This window comes from Marivirga arenosa (assembly GCF_030503895.2).
Lineage (GTDB): Bacteria > Bacteroidota > Bacteroidia > Cytophagales > Cyclobacteriaceae > Marivirga > Marivirga arenosa.
The window spans coordinates 821,862-840,935 of record NZ_CP129970.2 but is presented as its reverse complement, the minus strand read 5'-3'; the positions used below and the strand labels follow the sequence as shown (position 1 = coordinate 840,935).

At 32.3% G+C, this 19,074-nt stretch carries 21 protein-coding genes; 12 read left to right on the top strand and 9 right to left on the bottom strand.

Going from position 1 to position 19,074, the window contains the following annotated elements:
* Positions 1-127 precede the first annotated feature (127 nt).
* The gene (locus tag QYS48_RS03685; RefSeq protein ID WP_308357562.1) at positions 128-313 is read right to left on the bottom strand and encodes a hypothetical protein; all 186 of its coding nucleotides are present in this window, start codon (positions 311-313) and stop codon (positions 128-130) included.
* A 144-nt stretch (positions 314-457) separates the two neighbouring features.
* On the opposite strand from QYS48_RS03685, the gene QYS48_RS03680 reads away from it, so the two are divergent.
* The 6 genes from QYS48_RS03680 to QYS48_RS03655 all read left to right on the top strand — a co-directional run bounded on the left by QYS48_RS03680 (position 458) and on the right by QYS48_RS03655 (position 5,447).
* The gene (locus QYS48_RS03680; protein ID WP_308357561.1) at positions 458-829 is read left to right on the top strand and encodes a co-chaperone GroES family protein; all 372 of its coding nucleotides are present in this window, start codon (positions 458-460) and stop codon (positions 827-829) included.
* A 96-nt stretch (positions 830-925) separates the two neighbouring features.
* A complete protein-coding gene (locus tag QYS48_RS03675) occupies positions 926-2,245 on the top strand; it encodes a sugar porter family MFS transporter (protein ID WP_308357560.1) in 1,320 nt (439 codons plus the stop codon).
* Positions 2,246-2,375: 130 nt separating this feature from the next.
* Positions 2,376-3,026: a TetR family transcriptional regulator C-terminal domain-containing protein gene (locus QYS48_RS03670; RefSeq protein WP_308357559.1), complete on the top strand. Its 651-nt coding sequence runs from the start codon at positions 2,376-2,378 to the stop codon at positions 3,024-3,026.
* A gap of 2 nt (positions 3,027-3,028) precedes the next feature.
* Positions 3,029-4,369, top strand: a complete 1,341-nt coding sequence (locus QYS48_RS03665; protein WP_308357558.1) for an AarF/ABC1/UbiB kinase family protein — start codon at positions 3,029-3,031, stop codon at positions 4,367-4,369.
* Between the two features lie 191 nt (positions 4,370-4,560).
* A complete protein-coding gene (locus QYS48_RS03660; RefSeq protein ID WP_302103627.1) occupies positions 4,561-4,968 on the top strand; it encodes a hypothetical protein in 408 nt (135 codons plus the stop codon).
* A 158-nt stretch (positions 4,969-5,126) separates the two neighbouring features.
* Positions 5,127-5,447 carry a DUF962 domain-containing protein gene (locus QYS48_RS03655; RefSeq protein ID WP_308357557.1) on the top strand — a complete coding sequence of 107 codons (321 nt, stop codon included), beginning with the start codon at positions 5,127-5,129 and terminating at the stop codon, positions 5,445-5,447.
* On the opposite strand, the gene QYS48_RS03650 is transcribed toward QYS48_RS03655, so the two are convergent.
* Both QYS48_RS03650 and QYS48_RS03645 read right to left on the bottom strand, forming a co-directional pair.
* Positions 5,431-7,221 (bottom strand): sodium:solute symporter family protein, encoded by a 1,791-nt coding sequence (locus QYS48_RS03650; RefSeq protein WP_308357556.1) that lies wholly within the window; start codon positions 7,219-7,221, stop codon positions 5,431-5,433. The two genes, QYS48_RS03655 and QYS48_RS03650, sit on opposite strands and share 17 nt — an antisense overlap.
* 67 nt (positions 7,222-7,288) lie before the next feature.
* Positions 7,289-8,512 (bottom strand): bifunctional alpha/beta hydrolase/OsmC family protein, encoded by a 1,224-nt coding sequence (locus QYS48_RS03645; RefSeq protein ID WP_308357555.1) that lies wholly within the window; start codon positions 8,510-8,512, stop codon positions 7,289-7,291.
* 272 nt (positions 8,513-8,784) lie between these two features.
* Here QYS48_RS03645 and QYS48_RS03640 point away from each other — a divergent pair, with 272 nt between their 5' ends.
* Positions 8,785-9,180 carry a TerB family tellurite resistance protein gene (locus tag QYS48_RS03640; protein ID WP_302103632.1) on the top strand — a complete coding sequence of 132 codons (396 nt, stop codon included), beginning with the start codon at positions 8,785-8,787 and terminating at the stop codon, positions 9,178-9,180.
* A gap of 39 nt (positions 9,181-9,219) precedes the next feature.
* Here the strand turns inward: QYS48_RS03640 and QYS48_RS03635 are convergent, their stop codons facing one another.
* Complete coding sequence (locus QYS48_RS03635; RefSeq protein WP_308357554.1) at positions 9,220-9,993, bottom strand: tetratricopeptide repeat protein; 774 nt, start codon at positions 9,991-9,993, stop codon at positions 9,220-9,222.
* Between the two features lie 125 nt (positions 9,994-10,118).
* On the opposite strand from QYS48_RS03635, the gene QYS48_RS03630 reads away from it, so the two are divergent.
* Positions 10,119-10,670 carry an acyl-CoA thioesterase gene (locus QYS48_RS03630; protein WP_308357553.1) on the top strand — a complete coding sequence of 184 codons (552 nt, stop codon included), beginning with the start codon at positions 10,119-10,121 and terminating at the stop codon, positions 10,668-10,670.
* 41 nt (positions 10,671-10,711) lie between these two features.
* Here the strand turns inward: QYS48_RS03630 and QYS48_RS03625 are convergent, their stop codons facing one another.
* Positions 10,712-11,131: a hypothetical protein gene (locus tag QYS48_RS03625; RefSeq protein ID WP_302103634.1), complete on the bottom strand. Its 420-nt coding sequence runs from the start codon at positions 11,129-11,131 to the stop codon at positions 10,712-10,714.
* A 139-nt stretch (positions 11,132-11,270) separates the two neighbouring features.
* On the opposite strand from QYS48_RS03625, the gene QYS48_RS03620 reads away from it, so the two are divergent.
* Positions 11,271-11,642: a hypothetical protein gene (locus QYS48_RS03620; protein ID WP_302103635.1), complete on the top strand. Its 372-nt coding sequence runs from the start codon at positions 11,271-11,273 to the stop codon at positions 11,640-11,642.
* Between the two features lie 4 nt (positions 11,643-11,646).
* Here the strand turns inward: QYS48_RS03620 and QYS48_RS03615 are convergent, their stop codons facing one another.
* From QYS48_RS03615 to QYS48_RS03605, 3 genes are read right to left on the bottom strand one after another with little or no spacing between them, the layout of a single operon-like run.
* The gene (locus QYS48_RS03615; RefSeq protein WP_308358422.1) at positions 11,647-12,522 is read right to left on the bottom strand and encodes a flavin reductase family protein; all 876 of its coding nucleotides are present in this window, start codon (positions 12,520-12,522) and stop codon (positions 11,647-11,649) included.
* Positions 12,523-12,548: 26 nt separating this feature from the next.
* Entirely contained in the window at positions 12,549-14,372 is a 1,824-nt protein-coding gene (asnB, locus tag QYS48_RS03610) for an asparagine synthase (glutamine-hydrolyzing) (protein WP_308357552.1), read from the bottom strand.
* Between the two features lie 60 nt (positions 14,373-14,432).
* Positions 14,433-15,161 carry an NUDIX domain-containing protein gene (locus tag QYS48_RS03605; RefSeq protein WP_308357551.1) on the bottom strand — a complete coding sequence of 243 codons (729 nt, stop codon included), beginning with the start codon at positions 15,159-15,161 and terminating at the stop codon, positions 14,433-14,435.
* A gap of 91 nt (positions 15,162-15,252) precedes the next feature.
* On the opposite strand from QYS48_RS03605, the gene pfkA reads away from it, so the two are divergent.
* The 3 genes from pfkA to QYS48_RS03590 are packed head-to-tail and all read left to right on the top strand — an operon-like array spanning position 15,253 to position 18,136.
* On the top strand, positions 15,253-16,233 hold the full coding sequence (gene pfkA / locus QYS48_RS03600; RefSeq protein WP_308357550.1) for a 6-phosphofructokinase: 981 nt from the start codon (positions 15,253-15,255) through the stop codon (positions 16,231-16,233).
* 3 nt (positions 16,234-16,236) lie between these two features.
* Positions 16,237-17,094 (top strand): hypothetical protein, encoded by an 858-nt coding sequence (locus QYS48_RS03595; RefSeq protein ID WP_308357549.1) that lies wholly within the window; start codon positions 16,237-16,239, stop codon positions 17,092-17,094.
* A 49-nt stretch (positions 17,095-17,143) separates the two neighbouring features.
* Positions 17,144-18,136 (top strand): ROK family protein, encoded by a 993-nt coding sequence (locus tag QYS48_RS03590; protein WP_302127599.1) that lies wholly within the window; start codon positions 17,144-17,146, stop codon positions 18,134-18,136.
* Here the strand turns inward: QYS48_RS03590 and QYS48_RS03585 are convergent.
* Positions 18,126-18,890 (bottom strand): hypothetical protein, encoded by a 765-nt coding sequence (locus tag QYS48_RS03585; RefSeq protein ID WP_308357548.1) that lies wholly within the window; start codon positions 18,888-18,890, stop codon positions 18,126-18,128. The genes QYS48_RS03590 and QYS48_RS03585 overlap by 11 nt on opposite strands.
* Positions 18,891-19,074: the final 184 nt, after the last annotated feature.

Here is a 19,074-nt window from a genome sequence, read left to right as displayed (position 1 = left end):
TAAGAAATTGTAAACGAATTAGGGGTTGAAGTGAGCATACACATCTTTAATTTAACGGAAAAAGTAAAGTATATCAAATACTATAGAAGTATTTGATTTTAAAATTTGAAAGCTGAGATTCTTATTATTAATCTTTTTGATTCTCCTCTCTTTTCTTTTTTCTTTTCCACCAAAAATAGGCACCTATTAATATCAATATGGGAAGAACGACATAAAGTATATAATCGAACGGACTATTTAACATAATCGAATCATTTCCATCTGGTTGTGGAACCCCTTTTGGTATCTGTAAAAGTAGTTGTAAAATGAACATATTGTAAAAAGTTGTTTATTATACTTAACTCATGCAAGCCATTGCAGTTATAATCATGTGATTCCTTAAAATCATTACACTATTTTTGTAGTGTAAAGTAATTAATAATGAAATCTTTTATTTTTGCACTTCAATTTTCATGCAATGGTAGAACTAACATTAGAAAATAAATTAAAGAGGATTATTGTAGTAGGAGACAGGGTTTTAATTCGTCCTAAAGAACAAAATGAAAAGACTAAAACAGGTCTTTATCTCCCACCAGGTGTTAAAGAAAAGGAACACGTTCAAAGTGGATATGTAATGAAGGTAGGTCCTGGATATCCATTACCATTACCTAATGAATCTGATCAGCCATGGAAAGAAGAGGAAGCGAAATATATTCCGCTACAAGCAAAGGAGGGTGATTTAGCATTATTCCTTCAGAAAGGAGCTCATGAAGTAAGGTTGGATGATCAAAAATATTTCATAGTTCCTCAGAGCTCAATTTTGATGTTAGAGCGTGAGGAAGACCTTTGATCCTATTAGTTTTAACAGCTACTTTGATCAGTATCTATAATTTTGATTGTCAACATACTTTCCTAATTTAGATGAGTTATATTGACAATAAAAACTATGTTTAAAAACTCATACGTCTTTTTTATATCCTTAACAGCTGCCCTAGGTGGCTTTTTATTTGGCTTTGATACAGCCGTAATTTCAGGAGCAGAACAAGCAATCCAAACAATCTGGGAGTTGTCAGACTGGATGCATGGTTTTTCAATTGCAATAGCATTATATGGAACCGTAATAGGGGCTTTAGCGGCAGGTGCACCTGCTAACAAATACGGTAGAAAGCCAATGTTACTTCTTATTGGAGTATTATATACAGTATCTGCTCTGGGATCTGCTCTAGCACCAGAAGTTATTTCTTTTATGGTATTCCGCTTTATTGGAGGTATAGGAGTTGGAGCTTCTTCCGTAATTGCACCTATGTATATAAGTGAGATAGCGCCAGCAGGTAAAAGAGGTGGTTTGGTGGCCTTATTTCAATTTAATATTGTATTAGGTATTCTGGTAGCCTATTTTTCGAATTATTTAATTGCTTTGGCTGATTTAGAAAGCAGTTGGAGATGGATGTTAGCTGTAGAGGTTTTTCCAGCATTAATTTACTCAGTTTTGAGTGTTCGTTTACCAAGGAGTCCACGCTGGCTGATAGCCAATCATGACAATTATGAAGATGCTAGAGTGATTTTAACCAAAACGGATCCTGAAAATGTAAATCAGATTATTAATAATATTGAAATTGAAAAGGCTAAGGAAGAGCAAGAATTAGGCTTTTTTGCATTATTCAAAAAGCAATATTTCAAATTTACTTTCATGGCTATACTGATAGCCTTTTTTAATCAATTGTCAGGAATAAATGCCATTATTTATTTTGCTCCTCGAATTTTTGAATCTGCTGGCATAAGTACAGAAAACGGATTATTGTCTACTATGGGGATTGGCTTTATCAATGTAATAGCCACTATGTTTGGACTTTACTTAATAGATAAAATGGGTCGTAAATTCCTATTGTATTTAGGTTCAGCTGGCTATTTAATTTCATTGAGTTTGATGGCTATCAGTTTTAGTGGTGATATCATACCTTCAAATTTATTACCATTTTTTGTATTTCTTTTTATTGCAGCTCATGCAGTAGGAAGCGGTTCAATTATTTGGGCCTTTATTGCTGAAATATTTCCAAATAAATTAAGAGCAAATGGACAATCAATTGGAAGTTTTACGCATTGGTTATTCGCAGCAATTATCGCAAATGTGTTTCCATTTTTTGCCAATACCTTTGGTTCAGCTTCAATATTCTGGTTTTTTGCACTTATGATGCTGATTCAGTTATTGTGGGCAATATTTATTATGCCTGAAACAAAAGGAAAACAATTAGAAGATATTAATTAAGTTAAAATCTTTATTTATACCATTATCATACCCTCATCAATTAAATGTAAGATGAGCTGATATTTTATTGATTATTCTTAAAACCTTTCGGATAATCAGGCTGTTACAAAGTCATAATTCAAATAGTATTATGGCAAAAAAGGAAACAGCAAAAGCGGTTGATTTAAAAATAAAAGAAGCATACATTGATTATGTTTTAGAAAACGGTAAACAGCCCGCATCTATTTACAAATTTTCAAAAGATTTGAAATTAAAAGAAGTTGATTTCTATAATCACTTCAATTCTTTCCAGGCACTTCAGAAGCATATTTGGGCGGATTTCTTTAAAGAAACTGTTGATACACTCCATGCTGAAGAGGCATTTGTAGAATATACTTCCAGAGAGAAATTGTTAGCATTGTATTTCACATTGATCGAAATTTTGAAAGTGAATAGATCCTATGCAATGATGGACCTTCAGAATATGAAAAAGGGTGATCTTAAACCGTCCTTCTTAGAAGTCTTTAAAAAGCATTTCTTGAAATTTGTTGATGAAATCTTGCTTCAGGGAAAGGAAACCGAGGAAATTATGGATCGCCCTATTATAGGAGATCGATATTCTGAAGGCTTATGGATTCAAACGCTTTTCATATTACAGTTTTGGGCAAACGATGAAAGTAAGGATTTTGAAAAAACAGATGCTGCAATTGAAAAAGCAGTTAATGTAGCCTATGATTTAATGGGTAAAAGTCCATTAGATTCCATGTTTGATTTTGCCAAATTTTTATTTCAAAACCGTTAATTATGGCTGATAGAAAAGAACAATCACGCATACCCGTTTCCAAAATTCAGAGAGCCAGCAAATTTGTAAGAACTGGTGCTAAGGTAGGCGGTAATTATATAAAGCATTACTCTAAAAAAGCATTTAACAAAAATTTAGACAGATCACAACTTGATTTGGATAATGCTGAAGATATTTATGAATCATTAAGCGAATTGAAAGGAAGTGCACTGAAGGTTGCGCAGATGTTAAGTATGGATAGAAATTTACTTCCGCCTGCTTATCAAGAGAAATTTACTATGTCACAATACAGTGCTCCGCCATTATCGTATCCGTTGGTAGTAAAAACTTTTCAAAAAACTTTGGGAAAGGGACCTGACGCATTATTCGATAGTTTCACTAAAAGTGCGGTGAACGCAGCTTCTATGGGGCAAGTGCATAAAGCACAAATAGGTGATAAAATCTATGCGGTGAAAATCCAATATCCTGGAGTGGCAGATAGTATTAGTTCTGATTTACGATTGGTGAGACCTTTTGCTACTCGATTATTCAATATGAGTAATGCAGAATTAGATCATTATATGAGTGAGGTAGAAGGTAAATTGATGGAAGAGGCTGATTACGCTTTAGAGCTACAACGATCTAAAGAAATTACGGAAGCTTTGGCTGGTAAAATTGATGGTTTATTCTTTCCGAAATATTATGAGGAATATTCTGGTGATAGAGTAATTACTATGGATTGGTTAGAAGGCGTTCATTTAAAAGAATTTTTAGAAACTAATCCTTCTCAAGAAGTAAAAAATAAAATTGGGCAGGCTTTATGGGATTTCTATAATTTCCAATTCCATGAATTGAAGCAAGTTCATGCTGATCCTCATCCAGGTAATTTTATGTTTAAGGATGATGGAACAATGGGAATTATTGATTTTGGCTGCATTAAGGAGATCCCTGATGACTTTTATGAAAATTACTTCAGTTTGTTGAAGCCAGGATTTATGGAGGATAAAGATGAAATTGATAAGAGGTTTAAGGCATTAGATTTCTTCCATGAAAAAGATACCCCTGCTGAAAGGGAAATATTCAGTTCTGTATTCTTAGAGATGATAGGGATGTTAAGCAAGCCTTTCCAATATGAAACTTTTAACTTTGGAAATAATGCTTTCTTTGAGGAGATATACGCAATGGGAGAGAGAGTTTCCAATATGAAAGAAGTAAGAAATAGTAATGGCGCTCGAGGTTCAAGACATGGTCTTTATGTTAATAGAACCTATTTTGGGCTTTACAATATGCTGAATCAATTGGATGCAGAAGTAAAAATAACTAAGCCAGATTGGTTGAAAGGAAGTAGAGAGAAAGTAGCATAACTTTTATTTACTTTTGAAATTAACTAGATAGCCATACGAAAGTGTGGTTATTTTTTTTGGTTTAATAGTAAATCCTTTGTAGCAATTTTTATAAAGAACTCTTTTTCAAAAGGTTGTAGATATTGAATTGTATTTAGCATTCAAATTAAATACTTTTAAAAAAAAATCTTCCAAATACCTTATAAGATACTATGGACCAAATAGAAAAAGAAGATATTATTGACGAATATGTATTCAGTATATTATTTGATGAATTTAGCATCGATCGAGTAAGGCCTGAATTAGAAGCAAGGGATTTAAATGATGAGCTTATTAAGGAAATTGTAAAAGAGATAGATGATATTGTTTTACTTAATCAAGTTCATATTAAAATCGAAAAAAAACAATATCAATATCGAAAATCTGGTCTAGGAATTCTAGTTACTTTATTGGCTACATTGTTTTATCTTTCATACAGCTACGGGTTACTTAATATTGATGCAACTGATTTTTGGGTTATTTTTTTAACCATAGTGGTGGGTTCTTATTTCTTATACCAGAAAGTCAAAGTTCCTAGCGATAAATTTATTAATAAGAATAAATTTAGTAATCGCTTATAGTTCAAGTAGGTTAATGCTGATTCGACACATCTTTATGCACTGATGGCATCATATTTAATAATTGAGCAAGACTTGTAAAAATTCCGTTATGCTATCATTGAAAATTACTAATTCAAAAAATTTTTATTTATATTAGGTAGGAATTATTGAAATTGTAAATGGCAGAAAGAGAATATAAAAGTTTTAAAGAGTTTTATCCGTATTACTTAACAGAGCATCAAGATGCGACTTGCAGAACACTTCATTTCACAGGTACTGCTTTATTATTTATAGTTTTAGGATGGGCATTAATCACACAAACGTATTGGGGCTTAGCTTTAATTCCAGTTGTAGGATATGGCTTTGCGTGGGTAGGTCATTTCTTTTTTGAAAAGAATAAACCTGCTACTTTCACTTATCCATTATGGAGTCTAGCTTCGGATTTTAAAATGTTTTTTCAAATTTTAATTGGTAAACAGCCAATTAATCCGCAGCGATAATTTTAGGGTAAAATTTAAATATTACAACTGTACAAACTATACTAACTAAAAGTAGAGCTATTGCATTCAATATTTCGCCATATATAAATAAACCAGTGCTGAATAATAAGCTATAAATTCCAATACTTCCGGCAATCATACAAACAATACCCGTTGGTACTTTCCATTTTTTGTTTTCATTATTTTTCAATAAGCCTTTACTATTCAGGCGATCAATGATTTTTTTCCAACCTGGTCCACCTGGGTTTACTTTATTTAAAAAGTTAGCTAATTGTTCATCCGTAGTTTTTGGGCTGAAATAGGTGGTTAAGATCCAACTGATTGAAGTAATGCCCACACCTATAATCAGTTTTTGCCAAGACAATAGTTCAGAAAAACCTAATTCAGTGTGAATAAAGCTAAAGTAGACTGCAACAAGAAAGCTTACAATCATTGCAACGATCTCACTGATTGCATTAACTCTCCACCAAAACCATCTTAAAATATAAATAAGCCCAGTTCCCGCGCCAATTTGTAAAAGAATTTCAAAAGTTTGAAGTGCGTTTTCTAACACTAAGGCAATTAACATGCTAAATATCATCAGCACTAGGGTTAATATTCTACCTAAAGACACTTGTTTTTTTTCTGAAGCATCAGGATTAATAAACCTCTTATAGACATCATTAACTAAATAAGAAGAACCCCAATTTAGATGTGTTGAAATGGTACTCATATAGGCGGCAACCAAAGAAGTGACTACTAATCCTAATAATCCCGCAGGAATAAAGGTCAACATAGCGGGATAGCCCATATCGTGAGTGGCCACCCCTGAATTAACCGCAGGGAATGCTTTTGAAAAGCTATCCAGCTCTGGGAAAACAATAATAGAACATAATGCCACTATAATCCACGGCCAAGGTCTTATAGCATAATGGGCAAAATTGAAAAATAAAACAGCTTTTATAGAATGATCAGCATTTTTGGCTGCAAACATTCTTTGGGCAATGTATCCCCCACCACCAGGTTCAGCACCCGGATACCAAGTGCTCCACCACTGAACTAAGAGTGGTATGATCAATAGCATTACCCACATTTCAGGATTTGAAAAAGAAGGAAAGAAGGATAATTTATCCACTACATTTTCATGAGTTAATAAATTTTCTAAACCATTTACTTTCGGATGATTTAAAGCAACTACTGCTGCTATTATGGCTCCTCCTAGTGATAAAAAGAATTGTAGAAAATCGGTAAGTACAACTCCTCGTAATCCCCCTAAGCTACTATATATTACAGTGATTATCCCTGCAATAAGCACAGTTTCAACAGGGCTTAAACCTAATAGAACACCGCCTATTTTAATGGCAGCTAAACTTACTGAAGCCATTATCATGACATTGAAAAGTAATCCTAAATAGATGGCTCTAAAACCTCTTAGGAATTTTGCTGCTTTTCCTGAATATCTTAATTCATAAAATTCTACGTCAGTTAATACTCCTGATTTTTTCCATAATCCCGCATAAACGAATACGGTTAGCATGCCCGTTAAAAGGAATGCCCACCAAGCCCAGTTGCCTGAAACTCCATTTTGTCTTACGATATCGGTTACAAGATTTGGGGTATCAGTAGAAAAAGTAGTGGCTACCATAGATACTCCTAAAAGCCACCAGGGCATTTTTCCACCTGCAGCAAAAAATTCAGATGCATTTTTATTTTTTCTGGAAGTCCAGAAGCCGATTAGTAGTGAAATGGCTAGAAAACCAAATAGGATAACCCAATCTATGGTATTTAATATCATGATGATTTAAAATTTGCATGAAGATAGAAATTTTGATATTTCTTTTGATAATCCTCTAAATCAAATTTTAATTATTATCCTTTTCCTTTGTTTCAACTTTAATTTTGCTTTCCAGCGTTTTATGAACTGGGCATTTATTGGCTATTTCAATCAATCGTTTTTTCTGCTCATCATCCAAATTTCCATTTATTTCTATAGTTCTATCAAAAAAAGTAATTTTACTATCAGAAGACTCGCAATCCTTACTGTCCTTATCATATCTTTGATTATGATCGACATGGACTAGGATTTCATCCACCTCCCAATTTTTTCTATTGGCATACATTCTTAATGTTATAGCAGTACAAGCTGCAAGCGCTGAAGTTAATAAGCCATAAGGAGATGTACCAAAATTGTTTCCTCCCACTTTTTCAGGTTCATCAGCAACTAAATGATGACCTTCTGCAATTATCTGAGTAGTATAGATTTGATCTTTTCCTCCTATAAAAGCTACAGTTTGAGAATCAGTGGAAATTTTGGACTGCTTATTAAATTGTACATATCGTTTTGCCCAACTTGCAATTACTTCTCCACTGTAAATAGAATCTTCTTTTTCACTTAATAAATGATCGGCCTGATCTAAAGAAATAAAACTTTTAGGGTGATGCGCTCTTTCATAAATTGCTGCCGCGTTAGAGATGTCAACGGTTTCATCCTGTGGAGAATGTAAAATCAAAATTGATTTTCTTAATTCTTCAATTTTGCTAAGGTTATCTTTACTTTGAAGATCATCCAAAAATTGCTTTTTAATTTTAAATGATCTTCCGCCAATATTTACTTCTGCTTCACCACTTTCTATTATTTCCTCTTTCTTATTTTTGATTAAATGAATAACATGATCAGGCTGAGCTGGTGCTCCTATGGTGGCAATTGCCTTAACACTATCTATTTTAGCGGCTGCAATTAACACTGCTGCACCTCCTAAGGAATGCCCAACCAACATTGTTGGAGAGGAGTATTTTTTTTCTAGATATTCAGATGCTAAAACAATATCTTCTATGTTAGAAGAAAAGTTCGAGTCTGCAAAATCACCTTCACTTTGTCCTAAACCTGTAAAATCAAAACTTAAAACGGCAAATCCTTTTTTTGTTAAACCTAATATGATATTGCGTACAGCATTAAGGTTTTTATTGCAAGTAAAGCAATGTGCAAATACAATGTAATTATGGGGGTAATCATCTGCAGGGAAATGTATTTCAGCTGATAATTCAGTATTCTGACTCCCTTTAAAAGTAATTTTTTCTCTTTTCATAATGCTTTGATTTGCTATAAATTTTAATTTAAAAAATCTAATCTATATTTAAAGGTGATTTTGAGCATTTGAAAAATTCTTATAAAAATTTTACTTTAAAAAGTATTGAATAATTACATTAGAGCTTAAAAAAATGTGATTTTTCAAAAGTATTGTTAACTTAGTTGTGCTTAATGAGCAAAAGAATAATCAAGCTATAGTGTGAACGAACTGCTAAAACTTGATTTATAACATATTAGAAACAACATAATTAAAAGATTAAAACTCAAACCATGTTAAAAGAACAGCTAAAAATCTTAATTAAATTAGCCACAATTGATAATGAATTGGCTGACAAAGAAGCTAACTTGATAGAAAAAGTTGGTAAGGCTAATGGGGTTACAGAGGATGAAATATATCAAATGATAAAAAACCCTGAGCCTATTAAAAACTTAGATACTTTATCTGAAGATCAGAGATTTGAATATCTATACAACATCATTCAATTGATGAAAATAGATGGTAAAGTTTATAAGAGTGAGATTGTGTTTTGTCAGCAGATAGCTGAAAAATTAGGATATAAAAAGAAAGCTGTAGCTGAGTTATCTAAAAGTATTTACAGTGATCCTAGCATTACTAGTGATAGAGAAGAACTAAAATCTCGATTAAGAAAATATACAGTAAGATAATTGCAAGCCCCAACGCGGGGCTTTTTTTATGATAAAGGGTTATTCTACTTTAAAATTATCGTTAAAATAATCCTTTCCTTTATTTATATACTTTTCATCTACCAGGTAATATTCCTTTCTGCTTTTCTTTTCAATTAAATCCTTAAATAGAATTTCTGCCTTTTTATTCTTATCATTTTTATGCAGTGCTTTTGCATATAAAAATTGATTCGCTGGATGCTCAGGTGCTATTTTGTATGCTTTTTTTAGTAATTTTTGGGCTTTTTTATCGGAGGGCCATTCTAGAATTAAGGGAATATTAGGTACTTCTAAATACATGCCGCCCAACAAACGTATAGCTCCAGCCTGATTATAATTTTCATCTAGCGTAATTGCTTTTTGACATAAGTTTTTAATTTCATTTAGAACATTATTTTGAGCTGCTTCAACAATATCAAGCATGTTGGCCCATCTTGCATAATTAGCAGCATACCAATATACTATTGCCCCATTTTCAGGAAATTCTTTTGTCTTTTCTTCAGCTAAATCAATAGCCATTTTGTATATCTGCTTTTTTTCTTTTTGTGAGCAATCCGTCCATGAAGCTTTGAATTCAAAGCTTTTTAATAAGCCAATGGTTCTTTCAGGTTCTATTTTTATTTGTTTGAAATGATAAATTGCTTTATTGATGTTTGTGCTTGTAGCATATCCATCTTTAATTTCTGCATATTTATGTTTAAAATAATATTCAGCTGAATCTAAAGATTTTTGAGCGTAGGAATGAATTTGAAAAATGAGAAAGAGTAGTAAAAGAATGATAGTTTTATAACTCATAATAGTTCATGTTTCAATTTTTTGACTGTCCGGTTAACGCTTTCAAACTAATTATGTTGGAATAGATTTTTGTTTATACACATTTAATCAAAAAATCTGTAAATTAAAGTTTAATTCATTTACAAATGACACCGAAATCATCTGAAAATTCACGAACTACTATTACGGAGCTTATGATACCTTCATACGCTAATTTTGGGGGTAAAATCCATGGAGGAATCCTTTTGTCTTTAATGGATAAAGTGGCTTATGCAACAGCTACTAAACACAGTGGTGCTTACTGTGTAACCGTATCTGTTGATAATGTTGATTTTTTACAGCCGGTTGAAGTAGGTGATTTAGTATCCATGATGGCTTCAGTAAATTATGTTGGCAATTCGAGTATGGTGGTTGGCATTAAAGTGATAGCCGAAAATGTGAAAACTGGGATAGTAAAACATACTAACACAAGTTACTTTACTATGGTTGCTAAAAATGATGAAGGTGGTGTAATGAAGGTTCCACCGTTAAGATTAAATACTAAAGAAGATGTGAGAAGGTTCGCTGAAGCCGTAAAAAGAAAAAGCTTAAGAAAAGGATATCAAGCACAAATGGAGGCAGAAAAAAGCGATTTTACCTTTGAAAAGCAAAAAGAGATATTGCAAGACCAGAGATGTGAAATAAAATTAAAGGAATAAAAAGGGCAGATTAATGGAAACCTGCCTTCCAAAATTAATAATTAGGCATTAACGGATTGCTTTTCTTTAAGCCATTTTTTTGCATCATCTACAGTTTTAAACGTAGCCATTTCTAATACACCACCAATATTCATATTTAATTCTTTTGCTGACATTTCAGAAAAAGTATTCGCAGAAACTACGTGAGCATAATATTTAAGACCAGCATCCATTACTTTAGGAATTAATACAGATTCAATCCAATCCATTGCTTGTGTCCACGGACCAGTTGATTTACTGTCATCATTTAATAAGTAAGGGCATTTTGTTTTCTTTATTAAATCGGCAAAGTCAAGACCCCATTTTTTTATTGCATCCACGTTTGCATAGCCTTCCCAATCACAAAATATCCAATTGTTTTGTTCTTGAAATTCCGTTTTACAAATCACTCTGTCAAGGTTGTTTTTGGTATCAAATTTCATAATGTTAAAATTTTTAGGTTAAAATATTTCAATAATAAATTTAACTAAATGCTAAGTAGATTTAAATTTAGTTTGTTATTATATGTTACATTGTATAATAATTGTTATTAGCTCCAAAAGTTTCTGTTAATTTGTGAGTATGAAAAAAATAATTCTGTTTGTTTTCCTTATTACTGCTTTGTTAATAGTTTATTCTCTTTCAACAGCAGAAAATGTAAATTCATTGGAGGGGGATTTTGAAGAAATGGCTTTTGTTAGGAATGAAAATAATACTGGACCAGTGCATAGAATCTATGTTTTTTCATTAAATGATACATTATGGACCCAAATGAGAAAGCATATTGACTTACTTCCACACACGAAATATGGTACTACTGAGGTATATTATTTTCTAAAAAAGGATGTAAAATCTATAGAAATCAGTTTGGATATGTCAGGTTTGGAGAATAAGACACCTAAGCCTTTAGCTCATTATGTAAAAAATGGCCAAGGAAAAATCACTAGAAAATAAGTATTTACTGGCTAAGTAATACTTTCCAAGCTTGCATAACTTTACCTTTTTCTAATAAAGTATGAGCAAGATTATGGATTTCTTCAGTAGTAGTTTTATTATCTACCTTCTCGAATCCTTCTGGAAATTCAACAGATTTTAAATTTTCTGATGTAGGAAGCTTTTCTATGTTTCCAAGCTTTCCAAGATCATTTCCACTAAGTGTTTTGCTATTTTTTATAAACTCTGGTAAAGCATCTACTCCAATTCCAAGCTTTTGCAAAGGCTTTTCAACTTCAAAAAGAGCATTTTTTGATCGACTATACCAATTACCACCTAATCTACCAATAGGATCTAGTTTAAAAGGATCAACCTTTCCATTTTCATCTAAAATATCTTCATTAAGGTGAATATGAATTACTTCACAAATCACTAGATTTCCAGCTCCACCATTTGGTCCTGTCTCGATTACTTCATTTACTTTACACTCAAAGGCAACAGGCGACTCAGCAACTCTTGGGGGCTTAACCTTTGTAGATTTTGCTTCGGTTAAACCTGATTTGATAAATTCATTTACCCCTTTATCATATTCAGTTGAGGATAATGACATTTGCTCAACCATTGGGTAATTGGCAATATTTATGACTACTTCTGCAACTTCTTTTACATTTTCGTAAGAGTGCTTAGTTGTATTGTTTCGCCCTCTTCTGGCAGGTGAAAAAATGAGTATGGGTGGGTTTGCTCCAAAAACGTTAAAAAAGCTAAAAGGGCTTAAATTTACATTTCCTTCTTTATCGATAGTACTTGCAAAAGCTATAGGTCGTGGTGCTATTGAACCTAAAAGTAAGCCGTGTAACTCAGGGGTCTTAATTGATTTTGGATCTATTTCTTTATAGCTCATTTTATTGATTTTATATTTTTGAATGCTCATTGGTTTTCAATAAGCCATAATTCCAAAATTAATAAACTGTAAAGGATATAATAAGTATTTCGGTCTTGATATTTATTTCCCCTAAATAATTCGCTAATCTCATTATAGTTTATAAACTGGTATATTTTAGCATTTGGATCATATATTAAGTCTTGTATGATTTCATTAAAATCATTTTTAATCCATTCCTCTAATGGAGCCTCAAATGAGATTTTTTTTGATTTCGTTACTTCTTTAGGAAGTTGGTCTTTATAAATTGATTTTAATAAATGCTTTCTGCTAAAGCCTTTAATTTTATAGCTTTCACTTAAAGCATTCATGATTTCAAACAATCTGTAATCCAAAAATGGTGATCGAGCTTCCACTGAATATGCCATACTTGCTCTATCCATTTTAACTAAAATACCAGATAGTAAATTGAAGTTTCTATCTAAGTGCATTAGTTGATCCAACTCTGATAGCTTATCATCTAAAAATGGCCTTAATAATTGCTCAGCTGATTGAAATGTTTTAGCGTTATTCAAGATTTGATCTTTATCTATATCTCTGAACATATCAGTGGTATACAATAAATATTTTTCAGGAAATTTCGATTGAGTAATTCTGTTGATTCTGTTTAAAAACCCAAATTTCGATTTCCTATTATTACTTGAACCCAAAAAACTGAAATACTTTAAAGCAGATAAAACTTTGATGTTTTTTGCTGTAAAATATCTTCTATAACCACCAAAAAGCTCATCTCCTCCATCTCCATTCAGCATCACTTTTACTTTTTTGGAAGCTATTTCAGCAATTGCCAAATTAGGCAAGGCGCTGCTATCCGCCATAGGTTGATCAAATGTTTTTATAGCGGAATTCAATAAAGCTATTGGAGTTTTGTCAATGCTTATAATTTCATGGTTTAATCCAAATTCTTTAGCTGTTGTTTTAGCGATTTCACTTTCATTTTGATCAGTTTGAAAAGGATATTTTACTGTATAAGTAGCTAATTGATTATCAAACTTTGCTGCTTCCATGGCGATTACTGAACTATCCCATCCCCCTGACAAGAATAATCCTTTTTTTACGTCCGCTCTTAATCTAATTTTCACAGCATCTTCAATCTGTACTTTTATCAATTCTTTAGCATCCTGAAAGCTTATGCTTTCATTTTTTCGATAGTTGTGTTTCCAAAAAGATTCTATATTAAGATTACCCTTATTAAATTTTAGAATACTGGCAGGAGGAAGAGCATAAATATTCTCATATATGGTTTCAGGCTCTGGGATATTGGAGTAACACAAATAATGAAAAATAGCATTTTTATTTAGTTGAATTGGAATGTTTTTCAACTGCATTAATTTTTTCAGGCTCTTTATTTCAGATGCAAAAAGGAAAGTATTCTGATTATGATAGTAATATAAGGGTTTTTGTCCCATCCTATCTCGAGCAAGTAGAAATGTATCAAGATGCTCATCATAATAGGCAATTGAAAACATTCCATTTAATAGGGATATACTATTTTCAAATCCTCTTTTTGTAACTAATTCGAATAAAATATCTGTATCAGAATTAGATTGAAAATTTATTGATTTACCGATTTCAGGATAATTATAAATAGCCCCGTTGAAGACCAGGTATTGTCCTTTATTGTTATGCTTGGGTTGGCTTCCATGATCAAGTCCAATTATTTTAAGCCTTTGAGTTCCAATATTTATATTTGATGTAGATAAAAATTGTTGTTCATCCGGACCTCTGTGCTCTAATAATTTTAAAGCAATAGCAAAATCCCTTTCATCTAAAGCATTATGATTTGACCAAGCACCCGCTATTCCACACATATTGAAATTTTAAAGGCTAGAATATGAAGATAATCGCCTGAAATCAAAAATAGTTATTAATTAAAATAAGAACCACTGATCTTTTGCAAAATCCTCTCGATAGGTGTTTTCATCAAACTTAAAAAATTGAGCAGGTTTATGAGATACATTGGTTTCCTTTTCATCTAAAGCAATTAAGAACTTATTTCTTAACATTCTCTTTCTGAAATTTCTTTTATCTAGCTCTTGCCCAACAATGGCTTCATAAAGAGTCTGAAGCTGTCTTAGTGTAAATTTTTCGGGTAATAATGAAAAAGCAATAATTGGCTCTCTCTTTATTTTTTCTCTTAACATTGCCCAGCCAGTATTCGCTATTTCATTATGGTCAAAACCTAGTTTTTGTGGTTTTTCAATTGGGTGCCATAATACTTCTTCAGCAAATGATGAGGGTCTATAATCAAAATCATCAGTTTTCACTAGTGAATTATAAGCTACTGTAATTACCCTAGCTTCAGGATGTTCTCTTACTGATTTAATCCATTCCACATCAACAGGATCAGAAGTCCTATCCGGAGAACCAAAAGTTTTAAATTGTTCTAGATATAAGTTTTTCATCCCAGTTAATTCATAAAGTACTCTGGAAGCCGCAACATCCAGGTCCTCACCTTTTTGAACCAAATCTCCTGGAAGAGCATATACATTTTTACCTTCTTGTTTCCTTTTTATAAGGAGAATATTGATTTTTTCGTCATCGAATCCAAAAATGACGCAATCAACTGAAATGTGTGGGTTGTAATGGAATTCAGACATATTCTTATTCAATTAGTCATGCAAAGATAATAAAATACTATTGGCTAAGTGTACGTATTACACTATCTTTGACAGGCTGAATAAAATTTAGATGAATAAGATAAATCGAATAGGTGTTTTTACATCTGGTGGTGATGCTCCAGGCATGAATGCAGCGATCCGTGCTGTAGTGAGAGCAGGTATATATTATGGAAAAGAGATTGTAGGGATTTACCGAGGTTATGAAGGAATGATTGAAGGTGATTTTGAAGATATGAATGTTCGATCTGTTGCTAATATCCTTCAAAGAGGCGGAACTTTGTTAAAGTCTGCTCGATCCGCGGAATTCAGAACGCCAGAAGGCAGACAAAAAGCTTTTGACCAATTAAAGAAGCAAAACATAGATGCTTTAATTGGAATAGGAGGAGATGGTTCATTTACCGGTTTGCATCATCTTTATCTTGAGCACCAAATGCCTTATATATGCATTCCTGGCACTATTGATAATGATATACCCGGTACTGATTATACGATCGGTTATGATACCGCAACAAATACTGCTGTGGAAGCTATTGATAAAATAAGAGATACAGCGCTTTCTCACAATCGATTATTCTTTATAGAGGTTATGGGAAGAGATTCGGGTTATATTGCCATTAGTAGCGGTATAGCAGGGGGTGCGGTTTCAATTATCATACCTGAAGAAGAGACTTCCATAGATGAATTGGTTGAAAAGCTCAATAAGGGTGAAAAAAAGAAAAAGACTTCAAGTTTAGTCATAGTTGCTGAAGGAGGTAAATCTGGCTCGGCAATGGAGATTGCACAAAAAGTGAAGGAAAAATCCTCCTATTTTGATACAAAAGTGACTATATTAGGACATTTGCAAAGAGGAGGTACACCAACTTACTTTGATCGTGTGTTGGCAAGTAAGATGGGAGTAGCGGCTGTTGAAGGATTAGACCAAGGAAAAACAGATAGCATGGTGGGAATAAAACATCATGATATCATTTTTAATAAATTTGAAGATATAATGAATCAGCCTAAGGATATTCATAAGGATGATTTAAGAATAGCTAAAATTTTATCAATATAATTTATGATTTTAATAGGTACTAGCGGTTCCACTAAATGCGATTGGCAATTAGTTGATAATAAGAAAACACTAATTAAAAAGAGTACTAAAGGTATGAATCCATTCTTTATGGATGATGTAGCCATTAGTGATATAGTGAAGTCATTAGGAGATGAAATCATAGATCATAAAAAAGAAATTGAGGTAGTTTATTACTTTGGAGCAGGCTGTTCAAGTAAGCACTTTGCAGCAATGCTTGAAAGAGGTATTTCAATGGTTTTTAATCATTCTCATTTATATGTAAAAGAAGATATAGTGGCTGCTGCATTTGCAACCTTCGATGGAAAACCTTCAATTACCGCATTAATGGGTACGGGTTCCAATGCATGTCATTTTGATGGTGATATAGTTAGGCAAGAGGTAAGCGGAATGGATTTCATACTGGGTGATGAAGGAAGTAGAAGTCATTTTGGTAAATTACTTCTAAGCAAGTATTTGAAAAAACAACTTCCGGAAGCAATTGCTAACGATTTAGAGAAGGAATTTCAATTAACCAAAGAAGAGATTCTGCTAAATGTATATATAAAACCTTATGCAAACGTTTATTTAAGCAGTTTTAGCCAATTTATTAAAGAAAGAATTGATCACCCTTTTTTAAGGGATATGGTTAAACAAAGTATTAATGAATTTGTGACAACCTATGTTTGTAGCTATAATAATTATAAAAACTTAGCTGTAAATTTTGTGGGTTCAGTACCTTACTTTTTTGAAGAAATTGTAAATGAGGTTGTGGAGCAAAATGAACTACAAAAAGGCGTCTTTATTGAAGAACCAATTGATTTATTGGTGAGCTACTTAATTAAAAAACATTATAGAAATTAATATTAGCATTTATTTTATAAAGGAATGGTAATTTAAAATATAGATTATTATGAAAGTTAGTATTGGGATTGATATAGGAGGAACAGGAACAAAGTTTGGGATTGTAACTTTAGAAGGAAAAGTCTTATATCAAGGCTCAATTCCGACTCAAACAGAGCCTGTATTTACTGATTACATACATTCTTTATCAGAAGAAATCAGAAAAGGTTTAGATTCTGAAAAACATGAACTTATAGGGATTGGAGTAGGAGCTCCTAATGCGAACTATCATAGAGGTACTATTGAGCAAGCTACTAATTTAAGATGGAAAGGTGTTTTGCCTTTAGTAAAAACATTAGAGGATGAATTTGGTGTACCCACAGTAGTTACTAATGATGCGAATGCTGCTGCAGTAGGAGAGATGATTTTCGGAGGTGCGAAAAACATGAAGGATTTCATAGTAATTACCTTAGGGACCGGTTTAGGAGCAGGAATAGTATGCAATGGAGAATTGGTGAATGGAGCCAATGGAATAGCAGGTGAGTTGGGGCACGTTACTGTGACATATGGAAACGGGCGGTTCTGTGGTTGTGGTAAAAGAGGTTGTTTGGAAACTTATGTGTCAGCAACTGGTATCAAAAGAACGATCTATAAATTATTAGCAGATTATACCGATGATAGTGAATTAAGATCCGTAAGCTTTGATGAATTGAGCCCTGAAATGATAACTAAATATGCTCTAAAAGGAGATATTATCGCCAAGCAAGCTTTTGAGTATACGGGGCGAATATTAGGGACTAAATTAGCTGACACTGTAATTCATACTGATCCTGAAGCTATTTTCATTTTTGGAGGACTATCTCAAGCAGGAGATTTAATTTTTAATCCTGTAAAAGAACATTTGGAATTAAACCTAATGCCTGTTTTTAAAGGGAAGGTAAGAGTGGTGTCTTCTCAATTACAAAATCAATCTGCACCTATAATTGGAGCTAGTAGCTTAATAATTGATAAGTTGAAAAAGGACGAAATATCATTAATGGAGAATAAAAGACTTAATGATTAAGCTCTTTTAATTTGTAATTTCTGATGTCGAGAATTTTCTGGAAATCTTCCACACTGTTTTTTCTTACATTAAAATCTAAGGTGTTTCCATCTATAATTTTTGGTATTATTTTTTCATAAATAATATCTTCTGGTAGCTCATGGCAAGGGATAGGGTCAATTTTTATTCTTTTACTTTTAAAAACTTTTTCAAATTCTAAGGAATTTAGCCAGATTACATAGTCCTTCAAAATCTCTTCATGATCAGAGAATAATAGAGTCTTATTATGATTCTGCGTATTTTTTCCATTTAAATTAGGGGTAAAAGGCTTGTATCTTTCTTCAAATGCAAAACGTTTCCCCATTTTGACATTATATTCATCAAATAACGTTTTAATCATGTCAAATAAGCCTTGTTGTTTGCAATCAATTAAAATGGAATGGAAAGACTTTACTTTTTGCCAATCTTCATTTAATACATCAGGGCTCAATTTTTCAAAGGCTATTAACATTTTAAGTCTTCTACAGATTTCAAGTTTAATGGCTTCTGCCATATCATCAAGCTCTTTTTGAAACGACTCTTCTTGGCCTTTTAAATGTTTATTTTCCGATAGAATATCAATTATTCTTTCGAATTTCACATTACCTGAAAATTCACTTTGGTTTATTTCTGCAGACTCAAATTGATTTAAAAAATTAATAACTCCATCTGTTTTAGTAATCAATTTAAAATTTAGATCAAAAATTAAAACAGCACCCTCTTTTCCTGCGCTCATTTTATTTTATTCTTTAATGCAATTAAAAATAAATTATGTAAGGGATGGTTGAAAATTTGTTTTAATTATATATTGCGTTAAATGTAATTACAATTCCCATATATTAAAAGTTCTAACATCTTTTTTTGATTCAAATTTTAGATCCTAATATTGGTGTTATATCATGTAATTTTAAATTACTTTT

Bases quoted from the DNA above. Each gene is read 5' to 3' on its own strand.
- QYS48_RS03685 (WP_308357562.1), bottom strand. From the start codon at position 313: ATGTTCATTTTACAACTACTTTTACAGATACCAAAAGGGGTTCCACAA.
- QYS48_RS03680 (WP_308357561.1), top strand. From the start codon at position 458: ATGGTAGAACTAACATTAGAAAATAAATTAAAGAGGATTATTGTAGTA.
- QYS48_RS03675 (WP_308357560.1), top strand. From the start codon at position 926: ATGTTTAAAAACTCATACGTCTTTTTTATATCCTTAACAGCTGCCCTA.
- QYS48_RS03670 (WP_308357559.1), top strand. From the start codon at position 2,376: ATGGCAAAAAAGGAAACAGCAAAAGCGGTTGATTTAAAAATAAAAGAA.
- QYS48_RS03665 (WP_308357558.1), top strand. From the start codon at position 3,029: ATGGCTGATAGAAAAGAACAATCACGCATACCCGTTTCCAAAATTCAG.
- QYS48_RS03660 (WP_302103627.1), top strand. From the start codon at position 4,561: ATGGACCAAATAGAAAAAGAAGATATTATTGACGAATATGTATTCAGT.
- QYS48_RS03655 (WP_308357557.1), top strand. From the start codon at position 5,127: ATGGCAGAAAGAGAATATAAAAGTTTTAAAGAGTTTTATCCGTATTAC.
- QYS48_RS03650 (WP_308357556.1), bottom strand. From the start codon at position 7,221: ATGATATTAAATACCATAGATTGGGTTATCCTATTTGGTTTTCTAGCC.
- QYS48_RS03645 (WP_308357555.1), bottom strand. From the start codon at position 8,512: ATGAAAAGAGAAAAAATTACTTTTAAAGGGAGTCAGAATACTGAATTA.
- QYS48_RS03640 (WP_302103632.1), top strand. From the start codon at position 8,785: ATGTTAAAAGAACAGCTAAAAATCTTAATTAAATTAGCCACAATTGAT.
- QYS48_RS03635 (WP_308357554.1), bottom strand. From the start codon at position 9,993: ATGAGTTATAAAACTATCATTCTTTTACTACTCTTTCTCATTTTTCAA.
- QYS48_RS03630 (WP_308357553.1), top strand. From the start codon at position 10,119: ATGACACCGAAATCATCTGAAAATTCACGAACTACTATTACGGAGCTT.
- QYS48_RS03625 (WP_302103634.1), bottom strand. From the start codon at position 11,131: ATGAAATTTGATACCAAAAACAACCTTGACAGAGTGATTTGTAAAACG.
- QYS48_RS03620 (WP_302103635.1), top strand. From the start codon at position 11,271: ATGAAAAAAATAATTCTGTTTGTTTTCCTTATTACTGCTTTGTTAATA.
- QYS48_RS03615 (WP_308358422.1), bottom strand. From the start codon at position 12,522: ATGAGCTATAAAGAAATAGATCCAAAATCAATTAAGACCCCTGAGTTA.
- asnB (WP_308357552.1), bottom strand. From the start codon at position 14,372: ATGTGTGGAATAGCGGGTGCTTGGTCAAATCATAATGCTTTAGATGAA.
- QYS48_RS03605 (WP_308357551.1), bottom strand. From the start codon at position 15,161: ATGTCTGAATTCCATTACAACCCACACATTTCAGTTGATTGCGTCATT.
- pfkA (WP_308357550.1), top strand. From the start codon at position 15,253: ATGAATAAGATAAATCGAATAGGTGTTTTTACATCTGGTGGTGATGCT.
- QYS48_RS03595 (WP_308357549.1), top strand. From the start codon at position 16,237: ATGATTTTAATAGGTACTAGCGGTTCCACTAAATGCGATTGGCAATTA.
- QYS48_RS03590 (WP_302127599.1), top strand. From the start codon at position 17,144: ATGAAAGTTAGTATTGGGATTGATATAGGAGGAACAGGAACAAAGTTT.
- QYS48_RS03585 (WP_308357548.1), bottom strand. From the start codon at position 18,890: ATGAGCGCAGGAAAAGAGGGTGCTGTTTTAATTTTTGATCTAAATTTT.